19 protein-coding genes are annotated in these 25,041 nt (G+C 66.1%); 9 read left to right on the top strand and 10 right to left on the bottom strand.

The window, feature by feature from the left end; genetic code table 11:
• The first annotated feature begins 34 nt into the window (after positions 1-34).
• On the top strand, positions 35-493 hold the full coding sequence (locus GTP90_RS14135) for a MarR family winged helix-turn-helix transcriptional regulator (protein ID WP_161084152.1): 459 nt from the start codon (positions 35-37) through the stop codon (positions 491-493).
• Here GTP90_RS14135 and GTP90_RS14130 read toward each other — a convergent pair.
• Genes GTP90_RS14130 through GTP90_RS14100 form a run of 7 tightly spaced genes read right to left on the bottom strand, consistent with a single transcriptional unit; the run spans position 470 to position 12,468 of the window.
• A complete protein-coding gene (locus tag GTP90_RS14130; protein ID WP_161084151.1) occupies positions 470-1,753 on the bottom strand; it encodes a thiolase family protein in 1,284 nt (427 codons plus the stop codon). The two genes, GTP90_RS14135 and GTP90_RS14130, sit on opposite strands and share 24 nt — an antisense overlap.
• Positions 1,750-5,940: a carboxylesterase family protein gene (locus GTP90_RS37585; protein WP_161084150.1), complete on the bottom strand. Its 4,191-nt coding sequence runs from the start codon at positions 5,938-5,940 to the stop codon at positions 1,750-1,752. Before GTP90_RS37585 ends, GTP90_RS14130 begins: the two co-directional genes overlap by 4 nt.
• A gap of 36 nt (positions 5,941-5,976) precedes the next feature.
• Positions 5,977-7,062, bottom strand: a complete 1,086-nt coding sequence (locus GTP90_RS14120) for a WD40/YVTN/BNR-like repeat-containing protein (protein ID WP_161084149.1) — start codon at positions 7,060-7,062, stop codon at positions 5,977-5,979.
• A 15-nt stretch (positions 7,063-7,077) separates the two neighbouring features.
• A complete protein-coding gene (locus GTP90_RS14115; protein ID WP_161084148.1) occupies positions 7,078-8,436 on the bottom strand; it encodes a DUF1329 domain-containing protein in 1,359 nt (452 codons plus the stop codon).
• A gap of 13 nt (positions 8,437-8,449) precedes the next feature.
• On the bottom strand, positions 8,450-10,153 hold the full coding sequence (locus tag GTP90_RS14110; RefSeq protein WP_161084147.1) for a DUF1302 domain-containing protein: 1,704 nt from the start codon (positions 10,151-10,153) through the stop codon (positions 8,450-8,452).
• A gap of 59 nt (positions 10,154-10,212) precedes the next feature.
• Positions 10,213-10,980 (bottom strand): coniferyl-alcohol dehydrogenase, encoded by a 768-nt coding sequence (locus tag GTP90_RS14105; protein WP_161084146.1) that lies wholly within the window; start codon positions 10,978-10,980, stop codon positions 10,213-10,215.
• 18 nt (positions 10,981-10,998) lie between these two features.
• Positions 10,999-12,468, bottom strand: a complete 1,470-nt coding sequence (locus GTP90_RS14100; RefSeq protein ID WP_161084145.1) for a benzaldehyde dehydrogenase — start codon at positions 12,466-12,468, stop codon at positions 10,999-11,001.
• Positions 12,469-12,769: 301 nt separating this feature from the next.
• Here GTP90_RS14100 and GTP90_RS14095 point away from each other — a divergent pair, with 301 nt between their 5' ends.
• Entirely contained in the window at positions 12,770-14,578 is a 1,809-nt protein-coding gene (locus GTP90_RS14095) for a sigma-54-dependent Fis family transcriptional regulator (RefSeq protein WP_161084144.1), read from the top strand.
• 7 nt (positions 14,579-14,585) lie between these two features.
• Here the strand turns inward: GTP90_RS14095 and GTP90_RS14090 are convergent, their stop codons facing one another.
• Entirely contained in the window at positions 14,586-15,077 is a 492-nt protein-coding gene (locus tag GTP90_RS14090; RefSeq protein ID WP_161084143.1) for a MarR family winged helix-turn-helix transcriptional regulator, read from the bottom strand.
• A 128-nt stretch (positions 15,078-15,205) separates the two neighbouring features.
• Between GTP90_RS14090 and GTP90_RS14085 the strand changes: the two genes are divergently transcribed.
• Positions 15,206-16,366, top strand: a complete 1,161-nt coding sequence (locus GTP90_RS14085; RefSeq protein WP_161084142.1) for an ABC transporter substrate-binding protein — start codon at positions 15,206-15,208, stop codon at positions 16,364-16,366.
• A gap of 11 nt (positions 16,367-16,377) precedes the next feature.
• Complete coding sequence (locus GTP90_RS14080) at positions 16,378-18,105, top strand: tannase/feruloyl esterase family alpha/beta hydrolase (protein WP_161084141.1); 1,728 nt, start codon at positions 16,378-16,380, stop codon at positions 18,103-18,105.
• A 13-nt stretch (positions 18,106-18,118) separates the two neighbouring features.
• On the opposite strand, the gene GTP90_RS14075 is transcribed toward GTP90_RS14080, so the two are convergent.
• Complete coding sequence (locus GTP90_RS14075) at positions 18,119-19,294, bottom strand: ABC transporter substrate-binding protein (protein WP_161084140.1); 1,176 nt, start codon at positions 19,292-19,294, stop codon at positions 18,119-18,121.
• A 206-nt stretch (positions 19,295-19,500) separates the two neighbouring features.
• Between GTP90_RS14075 and GTP90_RS14070 the strand changes: the two genes are divergently transcribed.
• Complete coding sequence (locus tag GTP90_RS14070; protein WP_161084139.1) at positions 19,501-20,592, top strand: porin; 1,092 nt, start codon at positions 19,501-19,503, stop codon at positions 20,590-20,592.
• Here the strand turns inward: GTP90_RS14070 and GTP90_RS14065 are convergent.
• A complete protein-coding gene (locus tag GTP90_RS14065; protein WP_161084138.1) occupies positions 20,589-21,428 on the bottom strand; it encodes an IclR family transcriptional regulator domain-containing protein in 840 nt (279 codons plus the stop codon). The genes GTP90_RS14070 and GTP90_RS14065 overlap by 4 nt on opposite strands.
• A gap of 135 nt (positions 21,429-21,563) precedes the next feature.
• Between GTP90_RS14065 and GTP90_RS14060 the strand changes: the two genes are divergently transcribed.
• The 4 genes from GTP90_RS14060 to GTP90_RS14045 all read left to right on the top strand — a co-directional run bounded on the left by GTP90_RS14060 (position 21,564) and on the right by GTP90_RS14045 (position 25,032).
• Positions 21,564-22,229 (top strand): 3-oxoacid CoA-transferase subunit A, encoded by a 666-nt coding sequence (locus tag GTP90_RS14060; protein WP_161084137.1) that lies wholly within the window; start codon positions 21,564-21,566, stop codon positions 22,227-22,229.
• On the top strand, positions 22,226-22,870 hold the full coding sequence (locus GTP90_RS14055; RefSeq protein WP_161084136.1) for a CoA transferase subunit B: 645 nt from the start codon (positions 22,226-22,228) through the stop codon (positions 22,868-22,870). Before GTP90_RS14060 ends, GTP90_RS14055 begins: the two co-directional genes overlap by 4 nt.
• 11 nt (positions 22,871-22,881) lie before the next feature.
• Positions 22,882-24,096 (top strand): 3-oxoadipyl-CoA thiolase, encoded by a 1,215-nt coding sequence (gene pcaF, locus GTP90_RS14050; RefSeq protein WP_161084135.1) that lies wholly within the window; start codon positions 22,882-22,884, stop codon positions 24,094-24,096.
• A 69-nt stretch (positions 24,097-24,165) separates the two neighbouring features.
• A complete protein-coding gene (locus GTP90_RS14045; protein ID WP_161084134.1) occupies positions 24,166-25,032 on the top strand; it encodes a branched-chain amino acid ABC transporter permease in 867 nt (288 codons plus the stop codon).
• Positions 25,033-25,041: the final 9 nt, after the last annotated feature.

Genomic DNA, 25,041 nt, shown 5'->3' with positions numbered 1-25,041 from the left:
TTTTCGAACGCTTTTTTTGAACACCTGGACCACGATGAAAAAACAACCGCCCGCCGCCACGCACGATAAACCCAGCGGCATCGCCTACCTGATCGGCCGCATCGACCATGTGCTGAGCCGGCGCCTGCGCGACAGCCTGGGATTGCTGGGCATGACGGCCGCGCAGTACACGGCGCTGTCGGTGCTGGACACGCAACAGCAGCTGTCCAACGCGCAGCTGGCCGAGCGCTCGATGATCTCGCCGCAGTCGGCCAACGAGATGGTCAAGGCGATGGAGGCGCGCGGCTGGATCGAACGCCAGGCCGACGCCAACCATGGCCGCATCATCCATCTGCGCCTGAGCGCCGAGGGCAGCGCCTTGCTGCGCCAGGGCGATGCCGCCGTGGCGGAACTGGAGCGCGCCATGCTGGCCGAACTGGGGCCGGACCAGCGCGGCGAACTGCATGCGCAACTGCGGCTGCTGCTGCGCTCATTGAGCGCCATCGTTCTGTAACTGCCGCCAGCGCGCATTCTCCAGCAGCAGGGCGATGCCCTGGCCGCCGCCGATGCAGGCCGCCGCCACGCCGTAGCGCTGGCGCCGCAGGTCGAGCGCGCGCGCCAGCGTGATCGTCAGGCGCACGCCGGTCGCCGCCAGCGGATGTCCCAGCGCGATCGCGCCGCCGTGGATATTGAGGCGATCCCGGTCCAGTTTCAATTCTCGTTCGACCGCGATGATCTGCGCGCCCTGCGCTTCGTTAATTTCAAACAGGCCGATTTGCGGCACGCCCAGGCCGCAGCGGTCCAGCAGCAGGCGGATCGCCGGTGCGGGACCGATGCCCATCACCTCCGGCGGCACGCCGACCACCGCGGCGGCCACGATGCGCGCCTGCGCCCGGTGCCCGCCGGCCATCGCGTAGGCGCCGGAGCTGACAATGGCGGCCGCCGCGCCGTCGGCCAGCGCGCAGCTGTTGCCGCCGGTCTGCACGCCGTGTGGGTAGAGTGGCCGCAGGGTGGCCAGCACCGACGGCGGCGAGATGCGCGGATGGGTGTCCTGTGCCAGTTCGGTCAGCGCGCCGTTCAGCCGGATGTGGCGGTCGGCATAGCCGTCCAGCGTGAAGGTCTCGTTGGCGACGGCCACGGTCTCTCCTGCGTGGAAGCCGGCGTTCCTGGCGTCGAGCGCGCGGGCGTGGGACAGTGCGGCGAATTTATCCACCTCGGCGCGTGTGATGCCGTACTGGCGTGCCAGGTTCTCGGCGGTCTGCGGCATGGTGATGCCGGGCGCGGGATCGGTCAGCGCCTCCCACAGGAAATCCTCGAAGCCGACCTGCGCGCCCAACTTGAAGCCGCTGCGGTGGCCGAAGGCGGCGATCGGGTTGCGCGTCATCGATTCGGTGCCCACCACCAGCACCGTGTCGGCGTAACCCAGCGCGATCTGGTCGCCGGCCTGGCGGAACAATTCGAAGCCGGTGCCGCAGATGCGCTGCACGTTCAGCGCCGGCACCGTCAGCGGCACGCCCGCGTACAGGCCGATATGACGGGCCAGCATGTACTGGTGACAGTCGCCCGGCGCCATGCTGCCGGTGATGACCGAGTCGATGTCGGCGGCCGGCACGCCGCTGCGCCGCAGCACCGCGCGTGCGGCCTTGATGCCGAGGTCCGTGGGCGAGATGTGGCTGAAGGCGCCGCAGTAGTCGGCCATCGGCGTGCGCAGGCCGTCGAGCAGCCATAAGTCGTCATAGGCCTGGAAGAAGCCTTTGCTGGCGCTCATGCTCATGGCCAGTAGCTGGGACGCAGCTGGCCGGTCGGGCCGGTGTAGCCGTGGGTGCGGGCGTAGTCCTCCAGCGCATGCGGCGCTTCGAAGCCGCCGAAGATCGACCACAGGAACATGCGGCCGTAAAGTTCGCAGCGTTCGCGCGGATCGCCACGCAGCGCCTGGTCGCGTTCCAGCGCGGCCTTCAGTGTGGCCAGGCTGTTTTCGTGGGCCACCATGCGGGTGCCGCCGCCGGCGCTGGTGTCGAACACCATCAGGCGGTGGTCACTGGCGTCGCCGCTCCAGCGCAGCCATTCAGGCAGCGCGCCGGCCGGGCCGGTGCCCGGTTCGCCGTGGCGGGCGAAGTGGGTCCAGTAGCCGGCCATGGCGTCGGAGACCTCCTTGCGGCCGGGCAGGTTGGCGGCGGTGAAGGAGCGGAACGGATCGAATTCGCCTTCGAGATCGCGGAATACGAAGGCCACGTCCAGCACGTGCGCGGCGCCCAGCAGCACGCGCGGCGCGATGAACGGAACGGCGGGTTGCTCGTCCCAGTCGAAGCGGTAGGTCCACACGTCGCGGTGGCCCGAGGCCACCATCGCGCTGGCCGGCTCCAGCGCGCCGGTGGCCTGCCACAAGGCGGACATGTAGGCGGCATGGCGCTGGTAGCGGGCGCGGTCGCGCATCAAGGGTATTTGGCCGAACAGCATCCGCACGTAGTCGGGATTGTTGGACATGAACAGCTTGTACTCGTCGCGGTTGGTGCCGATGATGACCGGCACCGCGTTGTAGCGGCTACGGTCGGCGAACACCTCGGCCAGCGGCATGGCCGGCAGCACGTGGCCGTCCTGGATCACGCAGGGCGCATCGTAGAAGCTGAGCGCACCGGGCGTGATGGGCGCGAGCAGCGTTTCGGCGGGCAGGCCGCGTACGTAGGTGGCGATGTCGGCGGCCGGCATGGTCGCGATCAGCGCCTTGGCGGCATTGCGGTCGGCGGCGCGGCCGTCGCGCTGCAGCCATCGGCACAGCAGCTCGCGGGAGCTGAGGGCGTGGCCTGGTTGGACGTCGTCCGTATAGTTGCGGGCCTGCGCCGGCGAGTAGCTGACCGCCAGCGGCGATTGCAGGATGGCGCGGTGGAACAGTCCCTTGGCCAGGGGGCTGGCCAGCAGCGTGTAGGCATTCAGGCCGCCGGCCGATTCGCCAAACACCGTGACATTATCGGGATCGCCACCGAAAGCTCCGATGTGCTGGCGTACCCATTGCAACGCCGCGACCAGGTCCAGCGTGCCGAAATTGCCGGAGCGGTCGGCGGGAGTGTCGCCTTCCTGCGCCAGTTCTTCGAGGCTGAACCAGCCGAGGATGCCGAGCCGGTAATTGGCCGATATCACGATCACCTTGTCCTGGCCGGCCAGGTTGCGCAGCGTGGTGTAAGTGGCTGCGGTGCCGGCGGTGTTGGCGCCGCCGTGGATCCAGAACATCACCGGCAGCGCGGCAGCCCGGGCCTGGTCAGGCGTCAGCTGCGGCGCGAACACGTTCAGCGTCAGGCAGTCCTCGGAACCGGCCACCTGGCCCCATACCGCCGGTGGCAGTTCGAGCGTGACGCCGCCAAGTTGCAGCGCCGGGCGGCCGAAGGCCAGCGCCTCGCGTACGCCCTTCCATGGCTGCGGCGGACGCGGGGCCTTCCAGCGCAGCGGGCCAACCGGCGGCTGGGCGAAGGGGATGCCGAGCCAGGCGTGGGTGTGGTGACGGTCGGTGCGGCCCACTACATCGCCCAGCGCGGTATGGCGCCGAGAATCGGCGGCGGGGATCGCGGCATCGGGTTGCGGCGCTTCGTTGTGCGCGGTCCTTTGCGGCATCAGGAAGTGCGCCAGCGCCGGCACCAGTACCAGCGCGCCGACCATATTCCAAAGGAACATGAAGGCCAGCAGGATGCCCATGTCGGCCTGGAATTTGATCGGCGAGAACAGCCAGGTGGCCACTGCCACGGCCAGCGTCACGCCGGTCAGGATCACCACGCGGCCGGTGAAGCGCAGCGCGTGCAGGTAGGCGTCGGACAGGCTGGCGCCCGCCCGCATGCGGGTCAGCATCACGCTGAGCACGTACAGCGCGTAGTCCACGCCGATGCCCACGCCGAGCGCGATCACCGGCAGCGTGGCGACCTTGACGCCCATACCCAATACCACCATCAGCACCTCGCACAGGATGGACGTGAGCACCAGTGGCAGGATGGCTACCACCACGGCGCGCCAGCTGCGGAAGGTGGCGTAGCACAGCAGGATCACCGCGCCGTAGACCCAGAACAGCATGTCGTGCATGGCCTGCTTGACGACGATGTTGGTCGCGGCCTCGATGCCGGCGCTACCGGCGGCCAGCTGGAACTGTACCTCCGGCGTATCGTTGGCCGCGGCGAAGGCTTCGACCGCGTCGACCACACGGGTGAGCGTGGCGGCCTTGTGGTCCTTCAGGTAGACGTACAGCGACAGCAGCGAGCAGCTCTGGTTGAACAGCTCGCGCGGCGCGCGGGTCTGCACCGCACCCAGCGCGCCGGCGTTGGGGATCAGGTCGTACCATTTGAAGTTGCCTTCGTTGTAGCCGGTGGTGGCGAGTTTGCTCAGTGCCGCCATCGAGTTGGTGGAGTCGACGCCGGGCAGCTGCTCCAACTGCCACGCCAGCGCGTCCACGCTGGCCAGCGTGGCGTAGCGGGTGCACTGGTCGGGCGCGGTCTTGATCATCACCACCAGGATGTCGGAACTGGCCGCGTAGTTGGCGACCATGAAGCCGTTGTCGCGGTTGTAGCGCGAATCGGCCCGCAGTTCCGGTGCGCCGGGATCGAGGTCGCCGACCTTCAGGTTAAGGCTATACAGGTAGCCAAGGCCGCCCAGCAGCACGCTGGCGGCTACCGTAATGGCGGCCCAGCGGCGCTGGGTGAAGCGGTCAAGGAAGACCCACAGCCAGGGCTGGGCCGAGCCTTCGCCGCTATCGGCCTGCAGGCTGCGCGCCGCGGCCTTGGCGCTCACGCCGGTGTAGGACAGCAGCACCGGCAGCAGCACCAGGTTGGTGAAGATCAGCACCGCCACGCCGATGCTGGCGATGATGGCGAGATCCTGGATCACCTTGATGCGAATGCTGACCAGCACCGCGAAGCCGACCGCGTCGCACAGCAGCGCGGTGAGGCCCGCCGCGAACAGGCGGCGGAAGGTGTAGCGCGCCGCCACCACGCGATGCGTGCCGCGGCCCACGTCCTGCATGATGCCGTTCATCTTCTGCGCGCCGTGGCTCATGCCGATGGCGAACACCAGGAACGGCACCAGCACCGAGTAGGGATCGAGCTCGTAGTGCAAGGTGGCCAGCAGGCCGCACTGCCACAGCACCGCGATCAGCGAGCACACGACCACCAGCGTGGTGCTGCGCCAGCAGCGCGTGTACCAGAACAGCACCCCGCCGGCGATGGCGATCGCCAGCAGGAAGAACATCAGTACCTGTTGCAGGCCTTCGATCAGGTCACCGACGATCTTGGCGAAACCGGTGATGTGTATGCGCACGCCTTCCTTCTGGTACTTGGCGCGGATCTGTTCCAGCCGTTCCGACAAGGCGCCGTAGTCGAGCGCCTGGCCGGTCTGCGGATTCTGCTCCAGCAGCGGCACGAAGACGATGCTGGACTTGAAGTCCGCCGCCACCAGCTGGCCAATCTCGCCTGAGCGGGCGACGTTGGCGCGCAACTGCGCCAGGCTGGCGGCCGAACCGTCGTAGCCGTCCGGGATGACGGTGCCGCCGTCCAGTCCTTCCTCGGTGACGGCTGCCCAGCGCGTGCTGGGTGTCCACAGCGATTTCATGAAGGGCCGGTCCACGCCGGGCAGCAGGAACAGTTCGTCGTTCAGGCGTTGCAGGGTATCGAGATAGGCGCGGTCATAGATGGTGCCGCCGCCCGCTTCGACGGCGATGCGCACCGAGTTGCCCAGTCCATTCAGGTCGGCCTTATTGGCCAGGTAGTTGACCACGTAGGGGTGGGCGCTGGGGATCATTTTCTCGAAGCTGGCATTGAGCTTGATGCGCGTGGCCTGGTAGCCCAGCAGGATGGTCGCCAACAGGCAAAGCAGGATGACCAGCGGCCGGTGGTTGAACAGCGCGCGCTCGCCCAGGTTGCCCGAGCCGGTGTCGAAATCCTCCAGCCGCCGTACCACCGGCTGTTGTTCTAAGTCTTGATCTGTGTGCATGATGTTCCAGCCATATTCGTATGTAGGGGAAGGGCGCTAGCGCGGCGCTGCGGCCGAGGCGACCCGGCGCAGGCCGCGCAGCCCGGCCACCACCAACGCGCCGTCGCGGGCTTGGGCGACGGCGGCCAGCGGCAGGGCGGGCGGCAGTGCGCCGTCGGTTTGCGCGACGAAGCTTCGGCCCTGGTCGCGGCTGAGCAGCACGTCGCCGCCTTGGCTGACCAGAACCAGCGTGCCGTCGGCCAGTTCGGCGCCGCCGGCCAGCGATGCCTGGACGCCGGTTTCGACCTTGCTCCAGCTGGCGCCCTGGTCGCCGGACCAGTAGGCGTTGCCGCGCAAGCCGTAGGCCAGCAGCGCGCCGCCGCGTGTGGCCAGCAGCCCGAAATAGCTGCCCTTGTACGGCGTGGCGAGGGCGTTGAAGCTGGCTCCCTGGTCGGTGGAGCGTAGCAGCAGGCCTTGTTCGCCAACCAGATAAAGCGCACCGCCGGCGCCGCGCATGCCGTACAGGTGCAGGCCCTTGGGATTGACGACGTGCTGCTGCCATGGCTGCCAGGTGGCGCCGCCGTCGGCGGTCTTGAACAGCAGGTTGTAGGCGCCCAGCACATAGCCGCTGCGCAGGGTGTCGAAGTACAGGTCGAGGAAGGGCTTGTCCGGGCCGTCGTCCACCAGGTGCTGGGCGTCCGCCAGTGCGCGGGCCTGTTCCGGGCCGGCGACATCGGCCGCCGCCCGCAACGCCAGCGCTGCGGCCTGGATGCCGTCCAGCTGCTTGGTCCAAGTGGCGCCGCCATCGGCGCTGTGCAGGACCACGCCCTGATGGCCGACCGCCCATCCTCGTTTGGCGTCGACGAACTGCAATGCCGTCAGGCTCACGCCGACCGGCACACTGGCCTGGCGCCAGGTGACGCCGGCATCGTCCGAATACAGGATGGTGCCGCGCTCACCGGCCGCCACCAGCCGCTGGCCGGCGGCGGCGATGGCCAGCATGGCCGCGTTCAGCGCCTTGGGCGTGACCAGGGCCGGTTGCTTCAGCGCCACCGGAGCGGTTGCCTGCGCCAGCGCGCACGACGAAGCAAAGAACGCTCCTAGCACCGCATGGCGGGCCGCGTGTGGATTCAGAATGTTCATCGAACGCCCCTTCACTTAACGCGAGCCTTGGTTGGCCAGTTCCTCGGGACCGAAATAGCTGGCCGGCAGGCGCGGGATGGTCTTGTACTGCGTGGCGAGATCGTTGGAAGCCTCGTTCAGCAGATAAGCGCCGGTCTGTACGTTGTACGTGCCCCACATGACGTTACCCACCACGGCCGGCACGTCCGGCGCCAGCAGCGTTAGCGTGTAGTTGCCGCGCCAGATCTGGCCTTGCGCGTCGTAGCCATCCACCATGATGATCTGCCAGGTGTCTTCATCCAGGTAGTAGCGGCGCTTGGTGACGACGTGGCGTTTTCCCGGCATCAGGCTGGCCTCCACTTCCCACACGCGATGCAGCTCCCACCGCACCAGGTCCGGATTAAGGAACTGCGGGCCAACCAGGTCGCTGATCTTGGCAGAGGCGGCGCGGTTGTTGTTATACGGGATGTACATCTCCTTCTTGCCGATCAATTTGAGTTCGTGATGGTCGATAGGGCCGAACAGCATGAACGCCTCGTCGAACAGGCCGATGCCGGAGGTGACCGAGTCCGGCGTATCGTAGGACACGGACGGCGCGCGCCGCACGCGGCGCTGGCCCACCAGGTACTGCCAGATGGCGCGTGGCTGCGCGTCGCTGATGCCGTCGTGGACCAGGATGCCTTCGCCGGCCTTGGACGCCGGCGCGCGCGTGATCAGGCGGCCGAACTGGTAGATGCCGTCGAATTTTTCCAGGCTGCCGTCCTTGAAGTAGTAAGGCCGCATGATGGTCTGTTCAGCCTCGGTGGCGGTGGCGCGCTTGCCGTCCGGCGTGACGATGGTGGTCCGCAGCGGGAATACGGTGGTCTCGCCGGTCCACGCCAGGCGGTGGTTCATCATGGCCTCGTAGCCGGTCTTCGGAATCGGGAACGGAATGCCGCCAAACGCACCTTCCACGCCGAAACCGCCGTCGATGGACTTGGCGCGGGTGGCATTTTTGAAGGTGTTCTCGTACACCCAAGCCGGCGCGCCGCCGGTGCGGTGGGTCGGATAAACGTCGATGCGGTAGTTCGGATACTTCTTCAGCAGCGCCACGGTGGCGGCGGACAGCTTGGCCGCGTACTGGTCGACATTCTTGCCGGTGATGGCCAGCGTCGGCTTCTCGGTGGCGAAGGGATCGGCGCGGAAGTCGCCGGGCTTGAAGCCGGCGGGAACCTTGGCGTAGACGCCATCCCAGGCCGGAATCGTGCCGTCTTTGTTGCCGGCTTTCTCGGCACCGAGCGGGGTCAGGGTGGAGTGCAGCTTGGCCGCTTCGTCGGCGGTGACGGCGGCGCCGGCGTGCGGCAGGGCGAAAGCCATCGACAGCGCGGCGGCGGCAAAAGTCAGGGTCGTCTTCATTATAGTTTTGTCCTTAGAATGCGCGTTTGATGTTGAAGGAGATGTAATCGCGGTCCGCCAGCGACTGGGCGTAGCTCAGGATGGGCGTATTGGTGGCCGGATTGTTCTTCAGGAAGGTGCCGCTGCCGCCGAGGAAGCGCACGTAGCTGATGCCGAACTTCCAGTCCTGGTGATACGTGGCGTTGACCCCGATATTGAAGTCGCCGCCGTGCGAGCTGCCGCCGTTGAAGTTGAACACTGCGCGCGAACGGCCGTCGATGTTGTAGCCGACGCCGATGGGGACCGACAGGTCGAGGCCATCGATCACCTGGTAGTAGGACGGCTCGAAGATCACGCGCGCCGAGGTGGCGTCGCGCGTGGTGTTGGGATCGAGCGAGCCTTGCCAGGTGACGCTGGTGGCGCGGTTCCACGCCAGTTCGCCCAGCAGCGAGGCGCCCTGGAAGAACGGATTGGTTGGCATCACATAGATCGCGGACAGGTTGACGTGGGCCGTGTTGCCGACCGCGTAGGCCGGATTGCCGCTGTTGTCGGCAAAGACGCCGGCACCGGCGCGCGACAGGAAATTGGGCGTCGGGTCGCTGACCAGCGGCGTATTGCGGCGTACCGAAACCTCGGCCGCCACGTTCGCGCCCAGCAGCACGGTGCTGGCGCTGGCGCCGAAGGTGCGGATGCCTTCCGCGTACACGGCGCGCACGGTCGATGGCGCGCCTGGCGGGAATCCCGGCGCGAAGCCCAGGTAGAAGTAGGGCGTCTTGTCGTGGTAGCGCGCCGCGTAGAAGCCGTATTCGACGTCGGAGCCGGCAGGCGAGAACTTGACCTGTATGCCGCCCTGGCCGGAGTTCCTGGCCTTCATGTCCGGCTGCGTGTAGAAGGCTGGCGCGCCGCTGTTGGTCGGCGCGACCAGGAAGGCGCTGCTGCCGGCGCCCGCCGCATCGTAGGAACTGAGGTAGCTGCCGACGCCGGGGATTTGCGTTGGCCGCCATTCGAACTGGTAGTAGCCGCCGATCGACACATTCGGCAGCACTTGCAGCTGGCCCGAGACCTGGTTGACCGGCCGCAGGATCTCCTTGAACTGCGCGCCCGGAACGCTGAGCAGTTTGACCAGGTCGACCGGTCCCTGCGCGTTGGCGATACCGTTGGCGCCGAAGAACAGGCTCTCGCCGTATTGCAGCGTGTGGCGGCCCACGCGCACGGTGCCGGGCAGCTCGCCCAAGGAACCCTTGGCGAAGACGAAGGCGTCCAGCAGCTCGGCGTTGCGGCCGTGGAGCAGACGGGTGCCGTCGGTGAACTCGTTGCCGGCCTTGCCGGTCAGCGTGGCGGCGTTGCTGGCGTAGGAGGCGTTGTCGTTGCTACGGTTGTAGGAGGCGTCGTACCAGGCGGCGGCGCTGATGCGCATGCCCAGGTTGCGGGTACCGGCGTCGAACTCGGACAACCAATCGATGCGGCTGGAGACGATGCCCTTGCGGCGGAAGTTCTGGTTGCCGTCGTCGATGTTATAGCCGGTGAAGTCGGCGGGGCCGGCTGCCGGATAACCGCCCGCCAGCAGGCGCGAATCGGCGTCCTTGAGGCGGTAGGCGCCGCTGTACTTGAAGGTGTTGTTCCAGCTGATCTTGAGCTCGGGATTGGCGGTCTCGAATTCGTATGCGTGGGCGGCCGGCAGTGCGGCCGCCACGGCCAATGCCAACAGGGTTGGACTCAGGCGTTTGTTCGCTTGCATGGTTTATCTCCTCGTTATAGTTGTATGGCCGCTCACGCGCGGCCGGGCGGATGCACGCATCAGATAAAGGTCGAAGCCAGTCCTCCATCCACGGGCAGGTTGATGCCGCTGATCCAGCGCGATTCGTCGCTGCACAGGAAGCTGATGGCGGCGGCCACTTCGTCGGCGTAGGCAGGGCGCTTCATGCGGTGGGCGTCGCGCTGCACGCGTTCCTCGCCCAGCATGGAGACGAAGTCGCCCAGGATGGGCGTGAATACGGGACCCGGCGCCACGCTGTTCATGCGTACCGAGTGCTGCATGAACCACTTCTGTGACTGGGCATAGGTCCAGACGATCAGCGCCTCCTTGAAGTACTGGTAGCAGGTGTCGGCCGGGACGGGATGCGCGTCCAGCCATGCCTGGCCTTCGGTGAAGCCACGCACGGCGGCCAGCTGCTTGTGCAGTTCCAGCCGTTCCGGCCATTCCGCACCCAGGATGGAGGCGACGTTGACGATGGAGCCGCCGGCCGGCATGCGCGGCAGCACAGCCTCGGTCAGGTGGCGCAGGCCGAGGTAGTTGACCCGTGCCAGCAGCGCGGGATCGGCGGTGCCGGGCACGCCGGCGATATTGCACAACGCATCCACGCGTTCCGGCAACTGGGCGACGGCGGCGTCGATGCTGGCGGTCTGGCCCAGGTCGACGGAGATAAAGCCGTCCAGCGTCAGTCCAGGTTCGGTGCGGTCCATGCCGATCACGGTGGCGCCTTCGAAGCGCGCCAGGCGCGCCACTTCCGCGCCGATGCCGGATGCGGCGCCGGTGACGACGATGGTCTTGTTACGTAACTTCATACGATCTCCTTGTAGTTGTTAGAAGGGATAGCGCGGCGCTTCGGTCTTCACCGTGAGCCACTGCCATTGGGTGAATTCGTCCCAGTCGGCGCTGCCGCCGTGGCGGCCGCCGTTGCCCGAGGTGCCGCCGCCGCCGAACGGCGCGTGCGCTTCGGCCAGCACCGTCTGGTCGTTGATGTGGGCGTGGCCGGCCGGCACGCGGTCGACGATGAACATGGCGCGCGCCAGCGTCGGCGTGATCACGCCCAGCGCCAGGCAGCCGGTGGTGGCGGAGGCCAGCGCGATGGCTTCCTGGTCGGTGTCGAACACGGTGACCGAGGCCACGGGGCCGAACAGCTCTTCCTCGAAGCAGCGCATGCCGGGGCGCACGCCGGTCAACACGGTGGGCTGGTAGAACTGGTTTTCGTAGGTGCCGCCGGCCAGCAGGGTAGCGCCGGCGGCCACGCTGTCCTGCACGATGCTGTGCACGCGCTGCACTTGGCGGGCGTTGATCAGCGGCCCAAGCGCCACCTTGCCGCTCATCGGATCACCCACCGGCAGCTGGCCGGCCTTGGCCACCAGGCGTTCGATGACGGCTGCGGCGATGCCGCGCTGGAGCAGGATGCGGCCGGATGCCATGCAGATCTGTCCCTGGTGCAGATAAGCGCCCCAAGCCACGTTAGCGGCGGCGATATCGGGATCGGCATCATCGAGGATGATCAGCGAGTTTTTGCCGCCCAGTTCCAGCGACATCTTCTTCAGGTTGCGGCCCGCCAGTTCGCCGATGCTGCGGCCGACGGCAGTCGATCCGGTGAAGGCGATCATGGCGATGTCGGGATGGCTGCACATCGCCTGTCCCGCTTCGGCGCCGCCGGGCAGCACATGCAGCACGCCTTTGGGCAGGCCGGCTTCTTCGAAGATGCGGGCGATCAGGACGCCGCCGCTGACGGGCGTCTGCAGGTCCGGCTTGTGCACCACGGCGTTACCGGTGGCCAGCGCCGGAGCGATCGAGCGGATCGACAGGATCAGCGGGAAGTTGAACGGCGAGATCACGCCGACCACGCCGTGCGGCATGCGCCGGGCGATGCTCATCTGGCCGCTGGCGGAGGCCAGCAACTGGCCCTTGGGCTGGGTGAGCATGGAGGCCGCTTCCTGCAGGTGGGCGCTGGCTTCGCGCAGCTCCAGGTCGGCCTTGGGGCGGATTGCGCCGGTCTCGCGCACGATCCATGTCGCCAGTTCGTCGTGATGTTCGGCGATGACGGCTGCGGCGCGGCGGAAGATGGCGGCGCGTTCCTTGTAGTCGCTGGCGGCCCACGCGGCCTGCGCGGCGCGGGCTTGCGTGGCGGAGCGCGCCACGTCGTCGGCGTCGGCCAGGCCGATGCGGCCCAGTTGTTCGCCTGTTGCCGGTTCGGTGAAGGTATGGACGCCGCCATGGCTGGCGATCCAGTCGCCGGTGAAGATGCGGCCTTGCCAGATCGATGGACGTAAAAGCGCATTCGCGTTGGTCATGCTGTCTCCTTTGAATGATGGGTGGTGGGGAAGTCAGCCTCGGTGCACGCTGTTAGCACGCTAGTTGCATGAAGGTCTGCTTGCCGCTCTTGCCTTAGCTATTACAAGTTGTGTGCCAGCTCGTCGCGCGGCGTCGCTATTGCGGCGCACCATGCGGCGCCTTCGCTGGGCGTAGCGCCCGTTTTTAAAGGGCGCGCGCAGCGCAGTGCAGCAAAAAAGAAGAGACACCGGCGATTGATGAAATGATCAAATAGGAGAACTGCCGATGTATGATTTGGTAAAAGACGATGAAAGTGGAGACATGAGCAAACCCCCTCGCGTATCGCTGGCGGAGATGTCGCGCGTTAGCGGCAAGGTGCTGCAGCATGGCGACAGCCAGCACCTGAAGGCCGGCGCGGCGCCCACGCTGGACGACCTGACGCAAAGCCTGCACTTCTCGCCCGGCGATGGCCGCATCTGGCTCAACGGCCAGCGCATGCAGCTGCTGCATATCACCTCGCTCGGCGCGCTGCGGCGCGAGCTGCTGGAGAGCATAGGCCCGGAACGCACGCGCGGCCTGCTCACGCGGGTAGGCTATTCGGCTGGGGCGCGCGACGCGCAGTTGCTGCGCGAACGCTGGCCGGACGCCGAACCGGGTTCGCTGTTCGCCGCCGGCCCGCGCATGCATTCGCTGGAAGGCGCAGTGAAGGTCGAGCCGCTGCATTTCGAATTCGACTTCGAACGCGGCACCTACCATGGCGAATTCCTGTGGCACCACTCCAGCGAAGCCGAGGTGCACGCGGCCGATTTTGGCATCGGCACCGAGCCGGCATGCTGGATGCAGACCGGCTACGCCATCGGCTATACCAGCGCGATGATCGGACGGCTGACCATCTACCGCGAAATCGAATGCACGTCGATGGGCCACAAGCACTGCCGCCTTATCGGCAAGCCTGCCGACGAGTGGGACAACGTGGAAGAAGACCTGCGCTTCCTGAATGCGGAATCGTTCGTCAGCACCACCGCCTACAGTGGACCGGGCCAGCACCAGCAGGCCGCGCCGCTGCCCGGCGACGATGGACGTTCATACGGAGAGAAGGAAATGGTGGGCGTGTCGTCGGCGTTCAACGCGGCCTGCCACATGCTCAAGCGCGTGGCGCCGACCGCCGCCACGGTGCTGTTCACAGGCGAGTCGGGCGTGGGCAAGGAGCTGTTCGCGTATATGCTGCACCAGATCGGCGCCCGCAAGGAGCAGCCTTTCGTGGCCGTGAACTGCGCGGCGATTCCCGAGACGCTGATCGAATCCGAACTGTTTGGCGTGGAGCGCGGCGCCTTCACCGGCGCCAGCCAGTCGCGGCCCGGCCGCTTCGAGCGCGCCTCCGGCGGCACGCTGTTCCTCGACGAGATAGGCACGCTTAGCCTGGTGGCGCAGGGGAAGCTGCTGCGCGCCTTGCAGGAGGGCGAGATCGAGCGGGTAGGGGGCGTGCGCAGCGTGAAGGTGGACGTGCGGCTGGTGGCGGCCACCAATGTCGATTTGCGCGAGGAGATCCGCCAGGGACGCTTCCGCGAAGACCTGTTCTTCCGCCTGAACGTGTTCCCCATCCGGCTGCCGCCGCTGCGCGACCGGCGCGACGACATCCCGCTGTTGATGGGTTACTTCATGCGCCACTACGGGCAAAAGCACCAGCGCCGCGTGACCGGCTTCACGGCGCGCGCGGTCGATGCGCTGCTCAACTACCACTTCCCGGGGAATATCCGCGAGCTGCAAAACCTGGTGGAGCGGGGTGTCATCTACGCCGACGAGGACGGTCCTATCGATCTGCCGCATCTGTTCACCAGCGGCGAGGAATCGCAGACCTCATACTTCTCGCTGGCGCAGACCGGGCGCCTGACCAGCCACGAGGTGCCGGCGGCGCCCGCAGGCGCCTTGCTGGACGTGCTGCCCGGGATGCTGCGGCAGCAGGCCGCGGAACAGGGCCAGGAGCAGAACTGGTCGCTGGACCATCTGGAAAGCACGCTGATACTGGCGGCGGTGAAGCGCGCGGACGGCAACCTGTCGGCGGCGGCGCGCATGCTGGGCCTGACGCGGCCGCAGCTCTCCTACCGCATGAAGAAGCTGCAGCAGGGCTGACGCCCGCTCACTCCAGGTAGATCTTCTGCAGAAGCTCGATGAGCTGCGCGCGCTCGGCGTCGGTCAGCCTGGCCGTCGCATCCACTTCCAGTTCGCTGGCGGTCTTCTCCGCCTTGGTGCACATGCTCAGGCCTGCGGGCGTGAGCACCAGCGTTTGCGAACGCCGGTCCAGCGGACTGCGTTGGCGCAGCAGCAGCCCACGGTCCTGCAGCTTGTCGAGCAGGATGGCGAGGTTGGGCGGGGACACATTCACCGCCGCCGACAAGCGCTTCTGGTTGATGTTGGGATTGGCCTTGAGCAGACTCAGAACGCTGAAATCCACCGGCCGCAGCTCGTACTTCGCCATGCGCTTCTCGAACAGCGGCATGATGCGGATGTAGGCACGGCGGCAGTTATAGCCCACCAGATCCTGCAGCACACGCTGGTCCAGCGGCTGCTCGGCCGCCTCCTGGACGGCGTCGATGAGTTCAATCTTCTTTTTCTTGGGCTGCGTTGTCATGTTCGGATTCTAGCAAAGAAGCGGCTTCCGGGCCATCCCGATGCTTGCAATCTCCCGAAAATGCGTATAGTCTATAATCATTATAAAACATAACTAATTATCTCAACACCATCCATCGAGGAGACACGATGAAACGCAGTGTGATTACCGCCGTATTGTTCACCGCATTGGCCGCCGGCGCGGCCCAGGCCCAGGAGCCGATCCGCATCGGCGTCATCGCCGCGCTCACCGGGCCGTTTGCCAATACCGGCAAGCCGTTCGAGGACGGCATCAAGACCTATATGCAGCAATTCGGCGACCAGGTGGCCGGCCGGAAGATCGAAATCATCTATCGCGATGACGGCGGCACCAATGTCGACCAGTCCAAAAGGGCGGCGCAGGAGCTGATCACGCGGGAACGCGTGAGCTTCCTGATCGGCTTCTCGCTCACGCCGAGCGCCATGGCGGTGGCGCCCATCGCCACCCAGGCCAAGATGCCGATGATCGTGATGAACGCCGTTACCAACGGCATCACCGCCAAGTCGCCGTACATGCTGCGCACCAGTATGACGATGCACCAGATGACCGGGCCTTTCGGCACCTGGACGGCGAAGAACAAGATCGGCAAGGTCTATACGCTGGTCAGCGACTACAGCACCGGGCTGGATGCGGAGGCGCGCTTCACCAAGGAGTTCAACGCCGGCGGCGGCAAGGTGGTGGGTTCGGCCCGCGCTCCGCTCGCAAATCCCGACTACTCCCCGTTCATCCAGCGTATCAAGGATGAAAAACCGGACGCGCTGTTCTTCTTCGCCCCCGGCGTGGAGGACGGCATCGGCCTGCTGAAAGCCTTCAGCGACAAGGGCCTGGACAAGGCGGGCATCAAGTTCCTCGGCGTGGGCGACATGACCAGCGAGACGCCGACGCTGGAAGCGCTGGGCGACCGCGCGCTGGGCGCGGTGACGGTGCTGAACTACGCGCCAACCCTGGACAATGACGTCAACAAGGCCTTCCTGAAAGCCTACGCACAGGCCAATCCAACCCGGCCGCCCGCCACCTTCGTCACCGTGGCAGCCTACGACACCATGGGCATGATCTACGAAACCGTCCGCAAGCTGGGGGGAACGGTCACCGGCGACAAGGCCATGCAGGCACTGGCGGGAATGAAGCGCGATAGCCCGCGTGGGCCGATCAGCATCGACCCCGCCACCCGCGACATTGTGCAGAACATGTACATCCGCGAAGTGAAGAAGGTCAACGGAAAACTGGTGAACGAGCCGATCGCCGTGCTGCGCGACGTCAGCCCCAACTAAGGAGATATCCGATGAAGATCGAACGACGTGTCTTGAAGGGCGCGCCGCTGGCGGCGCTTTGCCTGTCGGCTGTGACGCTGAGCGCCTGCGGTGGCGACGGTGGCAGCAAGTCCGATGGAACTGTGTCGCTGCCGCAGCTGACAGCGGCCAGCGCCGGTAAGCTCGGCTCCTGCACCGACCTGGCCAGCCGCATCTCCTATCCCAACACGACCATCGCCAGCGCGGCCTCGGTGGCCGCCGGTGTGCTGACGGTAGCCGGCAAGCCGGTGCCTGCGCACTGCCTGGTGAAGGGATCGATGTTCCAGCGCACCGGCACGGTCGACGGGCAAAGCTATGCGATCGGTTTCGAGATGCGCCTGCCGGTGGACTGGAATGGCCGCTTCTTCTACCAGGCCAACGGCGGCCTTGACGGCGCTGTCGTCACGGCGACCGGCGACGTGGGCGGCGGCGGGCAATTGGACAATGCGTTGAACCAGGGCTTTGCCGTGATCAGCTCCGACGCGGGCCACGGCGCGGCGACGCCGCTGTTCGGCCTCGACCCGCAGGCGCGGCTGGACTACGGCTACCAGGCCTCGGGCAAGCTGGCGCCGATGGCGAAGAGCGTGATCCAGACCGCCTACGGCAAGGGGCCGGACCGTTCCTACTTCGGCGGCTGCTCCAACGGCGGCCGTCATACGATGGTGGCAGCGGCCCGCTACGGCGACCAGTTCGACGGCTACCTGGTCGGCGATCCGGGCTTCCGCCTGCCGCTGGCGGCCATCGCCAACATCGCCGGCGGCCAGACCTACGCCGCGCTGGCGAGCACGCCCGGCGACTTGTCGACCGGCTTCACGGCGGCGGAACGCGCGTTGGTATCCAATGCGGTGCTGGATAAATGCGATGCGCTCGATGGCGCCAAGGATGGCCTGGTGCAGGACACGAGCGCCTGCCAGGCAGCATTCAACCTGGATCGCGATGTGCCGTCCTGCGGCGCGCAAGGCCGCGACGGCACCTGTCTCAGCGCGGCGCAGAAGACGTCGATCGGGCAGCTGTTCACTGGCGCGGTCACCAGCAGCAAGACCAAGTTCTATTCGAGCTTCCCGTACGACGCGGGCCTGGGCACCGGCAATTGGGCGTTCTGGAAGTTCTTCAGCCCTCTGCAGCTGGATTCCGGCGCGGTGGCGATGATCTGGAAGGTGCCGCCGGTGAACCCGGCGACCTTTAACGGCGCCACCTTCGCGCTGTCGTCCAGCATCGACACTCTGCTGACGCAAGTCGCCGCGACCGACGGGACCTACACGGAAAGCGCCATGTCCTTCATGCTGCCGCCGCACCTGACCGACTACAGCACCGTGAAGAATCGTGGCGCCAAGATGATGCTGTATCACGGCACCAGCGATCCGATCTTCTCCAGCGACGACACCAAGGCCTGGTATGACAACCTGCGTACCGCGAACGGCGGCGATGCTTCCGGCTTCGCGCGCTACTATCAGGTGCCAGGCATGAACCACTGTTCCGGTGGCCCGGCCACCGACCAATTCGACATGCTGACGCCTCTGGTGAACTGGGTCGAGAAGGGCCAGGCGCCGGAACGGGTTGTGGCCAGCGCGCGTGGCCCGGGCAACGCCGGTGGCGCCAATGCCGATGTGCCAGCGTCGTGGTCCGCCACGCGCACCCGCCCACTGTGTCCTTATCCGCAGGTGGCGAAGTACAACGGCAGCGGCAGCATCGAGGACGCCGCCAACTTCAGCTGCAAGTAGAAGGGGGGACGGTCTACTTGCCCGGGTCCTTCTGGTTGGTGAACTGGTCGAATTCGACGTTATAGAATTCGCTGCCAACCGTTTCGACCTTGCGCACGTAGACCGTCTGCACGATGTCGCGCGTCTGCGGATCGATGCTGATCGGGCCGCGCGGGCTGTTGAGCTTCATGGTCTTCAGGATGGCCATGGCATGGTCGCCGTCGATCTTGCCGTTCAATTTGCGCGCCACCTCGTAGATCGCCGCCATGCCGTCATACGCCGCCACGGCCATGAAGTTCGGACGCCCCGCACCCGGGTTGGCCGACTCAAAACTCTTCAGGAAGGCGGCGTTCTCCGGCGACTTGTGTGCGGCCGAGTAGTGGAAGGTGGTGATCACGCCCAGCGTGGCGTCGCCCATGGCCGGCAGCACGTGGTCGTCGGTCAGGTCGCCGGTGGCGATGACCTTGATGCCCGCCGCCGCCAGGCCGCGTTCGCGGTAGCCTTTCATGAAGGCGATGCCTTGCTCGCCGGCTGGCACGAAGATGAACACCGCGTCCGGCTTGGCGTCCTTGATGCGCTGGATGTAGGGCGCGAATTCCGGATTGCGCAGCGGGACGCGGATCGCTTCCGTCACCGCGCCACCGCCTTTGACCAGTTCATTCTTGAACGCGGCTTCGGCGTCGATGCCGGGGCCATAGTCCGCCACCAGCGTCACCACCTTCTTGATGTTGTTCTTGGCCGCCCACGTCGCCATGGGCGCGGAGATTTGCGGCAGCGTCATCGAAAAGCGCGCGATGTAGTTGGACTTGGTGGTGATGACCGAGGTGGCGGCGTTCATGATGATCATCGGCTTCTTCGCCTGCTCGGCGATAGGGGCCACCGCCAGCGCTTCCGGCGTCAGGCCGAAGCCGGCCAGGAAGTCCACCTTGTCGCGCACCACCAGTTCCTGCGCCAGCCGCTTGGCGATTTCGGGCGAGGGGCCGGTTGTGTCCTTGTAGATGATTTCGATCTTCTTCCCGCCCACGCTGGCGCCGTTCTGCGCCATCCATGCCTTGATGCCGCCCTCCATCTGCTTGCCGTAGTCCGCGAAGGGACCGGAGAAGGCGGCGATCACGCCGACCTTGATGGTGTCTTCGGCCTGTGCCAACGGCATCGCGGACCACGCGCTGGCGGCGAGTGTCGCAATTGCTACAAAATTTTTAATCGTCATGCTGGTCTCCAGTGTCGTTCTGTTTTCTCTATGAAGAATGGCCCGGCGCGGCATATGGCTGCAGCGATGGACTCAATTCTGCCACGCGGCGTTTGTTGACAGCGCAGCGCTTCCTGCATAGTATCTAATCTATGTGCGATTAACAACCTAATGTTCGATTATCGCACATCTTAAAAATAACGACTGTCAGATAACAGGAGACTGGAATGAAGAACGCAATCCGATGCGCTGCGGCGCTGCTGGCTGGGGTCAGCGCATCCGGCGCCATGGCGCAAAGCAGCGTCACGGTGTACGGCCTTGTAGATACAGGGCTGGTTTATACGACCAACGCCAACGCCGCCGGCGCCAGCATCACCAAGATGCCGTCGTTGACGGGCTCCTTCCCGTCGCGCTTGGGCTTCCGCGGCAGCGAGGACCTGGGCGACGGCCTGCAGGCGGTGTTCACGCTGGAGATGGGCCTGTCGATGGACACCGGTAACATGGGACAGGGCAACCGCCTGTTCGGCCGCCAGGCATCGGTGGGATTGAAGGGCTCTTTCGGTACGGTGACGCTGGGCCGCCAGATCAACATGACCTACATCGCCGGACAGAAGGCGGACGTGCTGGGACCTAACCTGTTCGCGATCGGCAGCATCGATCCCTACCTGCCGAACGCCCGCAGCGACAACGCCATCGGCTACCTCGGCAACTTCAACAACTTCGTGGTCGGCGCCACCTACAGCACCGGGCGCGATGCATCGGCTGCTGGCGGTCCCGCCGCCACGGGCTGCCCAGGCGAAGTGGCCGGCAATTCGAAGGCCTGCCGCCAGATCACTGGCCTGGTAGGCTATGAGACCGCGGAGTATGGACTGAACACCTCCTACGACATCATGTACGGTAACGTCGGCGCAGCCGGTGGCCTCACCAGCAGCGACAACAGCGACAAGCGCATCACCGTCAACGGCTATGCCAAGGTTGGTGCGGGCAAGATCGGCGCCGGTATTGTCGACCGCACCACGCGCGCTGTCACCGGCCTGACCGAATCGGATCTGTACTTCCTGGGTGTGAGCTATCCGGTGACGCCGTTCTCCACGCTGGATGTGCAGGTAGCGCGCCGCGACACCAAGAACAGCAGCTCGGACGTCGACATGGTGGTGGCCCGCTTGACCTACTACCTGTCCAAACGCACCGCCGTGTATGGCGCCTTGGGCCGCATGAAGAACTCCGGCACGTCGGCCGTGGCCCTGGACGCCGGCGGCACGGTTGGCGCAGGCATGACGCAGAACGGCGTCATGGCCGGCCTGCGCCACAGCTTCTAAGGCAGGAGTATCGAGAGTTCCTGGGCCCCGCGCAGCAGCACGGGCAGGAACTCTTTCTCCAACTGCTTGACGCTGACGCGCGAAGCCTGGGCGCCGACGTTGAGCGCCGCCAGCACCGTGCCGGAGGCGCCGCGCACCGGCACGGCGATGGAGCGCAGGCCCAGTTCCAGTTCCTCGTCGTTGATGGCGTAGCCGGCCTGGCGCACGCCGGCCAGGATCTCGCGCAGGCGCTTCTGGTTGACCACCGTGTTTTCCGTCATCGGCCGCAGCGCGGTGCGGGCCAGGTACTGGTCCAGCTCCGCCGGCGGCAGGTACGCCAGCATCACGCGGCCCAGCGAGGTGCAGTAGGCGGGCAGGCGGCTGCCGGTGTTCAGCGCCACCGACATCACCCGCGAGGTGGCGGCGCGCGCCACATAGAGCACCTCGTCGTCATCCAGCACCGCCAGCGAACTCGATTCGTTCAGGGCGCGGCTGATGTTGTTCAGGTAGGGCTGGGCCGACACCGTCAACGGCGTCGACGACAGGTAGGAATAGCCCAGCGTGAGCACCTTGGGACGCAGCGAAAAATTGTTCAACTCCGCATCCACATATCCCAGCTCGCGCAGCGTGTGCAGGCAGCGCCGCACGGCCGCGCGCGGGATGCCGGTTTTCTGGCTGATGTTGGCGATGGTCTGCGGCTTGCGCGAATCGCTGAAGGCGCGCACCACGGCCAGGCCGCGCGCCAGCGAGGTCATGAAACTGGGATCGGTCAGCGCGTCGATCTGTTCGGAGATGCTCGGTTCGCGCTCCGGCTCTGCCTCGGCGACGCGGGTTTTGGGTTTGGTGGTCTTGGACATGGCGTGATTTTAATGCAGGCGGCGCGTTCGATAGGTGTTTTTTTGTTGACCGTGCCGTGTTTACGTTGCTACACTGGCTGTGCGGTAATAAATCATTAGTTCGATTACCGCACAATGAAACGAAAAGGCAGGCATATGATCGATAAAACATTTGCATCACTGGAGCGCGCCGTGGCTGACATCCACGACGGCGCGACGGTCATGATCGGCGGCTTCGGCAACGCCGGCATGCCGTCCGCGCTGATCGACGCGCTGATCGCACAGGGCGCGCGCGAGCTCACCATCGTCAACAACAACGCCGGCAACGGCGAGACCGGGCTGGCCGCGCTGCTCAAGGCCAAGCGGGTGCGCAAGATCATCTGCTCCTTCCCGCGCCAGACCGACTCCCATCACTTCGACGCGCTTTACCGCGCCGGCGAGATCGAGCTGGAACTGACCCCGCAGGGCAACCTGGCCGAACGCATACGTGCCGCCGGCGCAGGCATCGGCGGTTTCTTCTCGCCCACCGGCTATGGCACGCTGCTGGCCGAGGGCAAGGAGACGCGCCTGATCGACGGCCGCCACTACGTGCTGGAGTCGCCCATCCACGCCGATTTCGCGCTGATCAAGGCGCTGCGCGGCGACCGCTGGGGCAACCTGGTGTACCGCAAGACGGCCCGCAACTTCGGCCCCATCATGGCGATGGCCGCCAAGACCACCATCGCCCAGGTGCAGCAGGTGGTGGCGCTGGGCGAGCTCGATCCCGAAGTGATCGTCACCCCCGGCATTTTTGTCCAGCGCGTAGTGAAGGAATCGGCATGACCAGCAAATACACCCGCGACCAGATGGCCGCCCGCGTGGCGCAGGATATTCCCGAAGGCGCCTACGTCAACCTGGGCATCGGCCTGCCGACCAAGGTGGCCGACCACCTGCCGGCCGAGCGCGAAGTCTTCCTGCACAGCGAGAACGGCCTGCTTGGCATGGGCCCGGCGCCGGCGCCCGGCGAGGAGGACGAAGACCTGATCAACGCCGGCAAGCAGCCGGTCACGCTGCTGACGGGCGGCGCCTACTTCCACCACGGCGACTCCTTCGCCATGATGCGCGGCGGCCACCTGGACGTGTGTGTGCTTGGCGCCTTCCAGGTGGCTGCCAACGGCGACCTGGCCAACTGGCACACCGGCGCGCCGGACGCGATACCGGCCGTCGGCGGCGCGATGGACCTGGCGATCGGCGCCAAGCAGGTGTTCGTGATGATGGAGCACCAGACCAAGAACGGCGACAGCAAGATCGTCAACCAGTGCAGCTATCCGCTGACTGGCGTGGCCTGCGTCAACCGCATTTACACCGACCTGGCCGTACTGGATGTGACGCCGGAAGGCCTGGCTGTGCGTGAAATGGCGCCGGGCTTGAGTTTTGAAGAACTGCAGGCCGCCACGGGCGCGCCTTTACTGCGGTTGAAATAGGAGAGTACGAGATGAACGAAGCATATATCTGCGATGCGGTCCGCACCCCGATAGGCCGCTACGGCGGTGCGTTGAAAGACGTGCGCGCCGACGACCTGGGTGCCGTGCCGCTGCGTGAACTGATGCGCCGCAATCCCGGCGTGCAGTGGGAGGAGGTCGATGACGTGATCTACGGCTGCGCCAACCAGGCCGGCGAGGATAATCGCAACGTGGCGCGCATGTCTGCGCTGCTGGCCGGGCTGCCGCAGGAGGTTCCGGGTTCCACCGTCAACCGCCTGTGCGGCTCGGGCATGGACGCCATCGGCACGGCGGCGCGCGCGATCCAGGCCGGCGATGCCTGCCTGATGATCGCCGGCGGCGTGGAGTCGATGACGCGCGCGCCTTTCGTCATGGGCAAGCCCGATGCGGCGTTCAGCCGCAACGCATCGCTGCAGGACACCACCATGGGCTGGCGCTTCATCAACAAGGCGCTGAAGGAAGCCTACGGCGTGGAGACCATGCCGGAGACGGCGGAGAATGTCGCGCAGGATTACGGCATCAGCCGCGCCGACCAGGATGCGTTTGCGCTGGCGAGCCAGAACAAGACCGCGATCGCCATCGCCGAAGGCATCTTCGAGCGCGAGATCGTGCCGGTCACGCTGCCCCAAAGCCGCCGCGCTGCGGGCGACGAGCCGGTGCTGTTCAAGCAGGACGAGCATCCGCGCGCCACCACCATCGAAGCGCTGGCCAAGCTGAAAGGCGTGGTGCGGCCCGAGGGTAGTGTCACCGCCGGCAATGCGTCCGGCATCAACGACGGAGCCTGCGCGCTGTTGATCGCCAGCGGCGACGCGGTTGGACGCCACGGCCTCAAGCCGCTGGCACGCATCGTCGGCATGGCGACGGCCGGCGTGGCGCCGCGTGTGATGGGTATCGGTCCGGTGCCGGCAGTGCAAAAGCTGCTGCGCCAGACCGGCCTGACGCTGGAGCAGATGGACGTGATCGAATTGAACGAAGCCTTCGCCGCGCAGGGCCTGGCCGTGCTGCGACAGCTTGGCCTGCGCGACGACGATGCGCGCGTCAACCCCAATGGCGGCGCCATCGCGCTGGGCCATCCGCTGGGCATGAGCGGCGCGCGCCTGGTCACCACGGCGACTTACCAGCTGCATCGCAGCGGGGGCCGTTATGCGCTGTGTACGATGTGTATCGGCGTGGGGCAGGGCATCGCGATGATCATCGAAAGAGTGTGATTCAATGTGGTTTGTAGAGAAGTAGTGGAGACAAAAAATGTATAAGACTATTCAATCGAGGAGGCGGACATGCTAGTCAACTTCGCCGGCGTGCTGTTTGACGGTATCGCCTACGGCAGCCTGCTGTTCCTCATCAGTGTCGGCCTGTCGGTCACGATGGGCATGATGAACTTCATTAACCTCGCGCACGGCGCCTTTGCCATGTTGGGCGGCTACGTCAGCGTGACGGTGCTGTCCCGGCTCGGCGTGCCGTTCCTGGCGTCGCTGCCGCTGGCCTTCCTGGCCTCCGCAGCGGCGGGACTGGTGCTGGAGCGCCTGCTGTACCGCCGCCTGTACCGCGCCAGCCATCTGGACCAGGTGCTGTTCTCGATCGGACTGACTTTCATGTCGGTGGCCGGTGCGACCTGGCTGTTCGGCCCTTCGCAGCAGCCGGTGACGCTGCCGGACTGGCTGCGTGGCCAGGTGCCGTTGTTCGGTCTTGAGGTGGGCGCGTATCGCCTGTTCCTGATCGGCGTGGTGGTGCTGGTCACGGTGGCACTGGGCCTGCTGATCGAGCGTACCCGCTTCGGCGCGCAGATCCGCGCTTCGGTGGACAACCAGACCGCATCCGCAGGCTTGGGCATCAACGTGGGCCTGGTGTTCAGCCTGACCTTCGCGCTGGGTTCCGGCCTGGCTGGCCTGGGCGGTGGCTTGGGCATCGATGTGCTGGGCCTGGACCCGACCTTCCCGATCAAATACATGGTCTACTTCCTGCTGGTCGTCGCCGTCGGCGGCGCGGGCACCATCAAGGGGCCGCTGCTGGCGGCCGTGATCCTTGGCGTGTTCGACGTGGCCGGCAAATACTACGTGCCGCAGGTCGGCGCCTTCGTCATCTACGGCTTGATGGTGGTGTTGCTGATCCTGTTCCCGGCTGGCCTGATCAGGAGGAAAGCATGAACGCCTTCG

The sequence above is a fragment of the Duganella vulcania genome, from assembly GCF_009857655.1.
GTDB classification, from domain to species: domain Bacteria; phylum Pseudomonadota; class Gammaproteobacteria; order Burkholderiales; family Burkholderiaceae_D; genus Rugamonas; species Rugamonas vulcania.
Note: the sequence above shows the minus strand (reverse complement) of the source record. Positions and strands in the feature narration are given on the sequence as shown.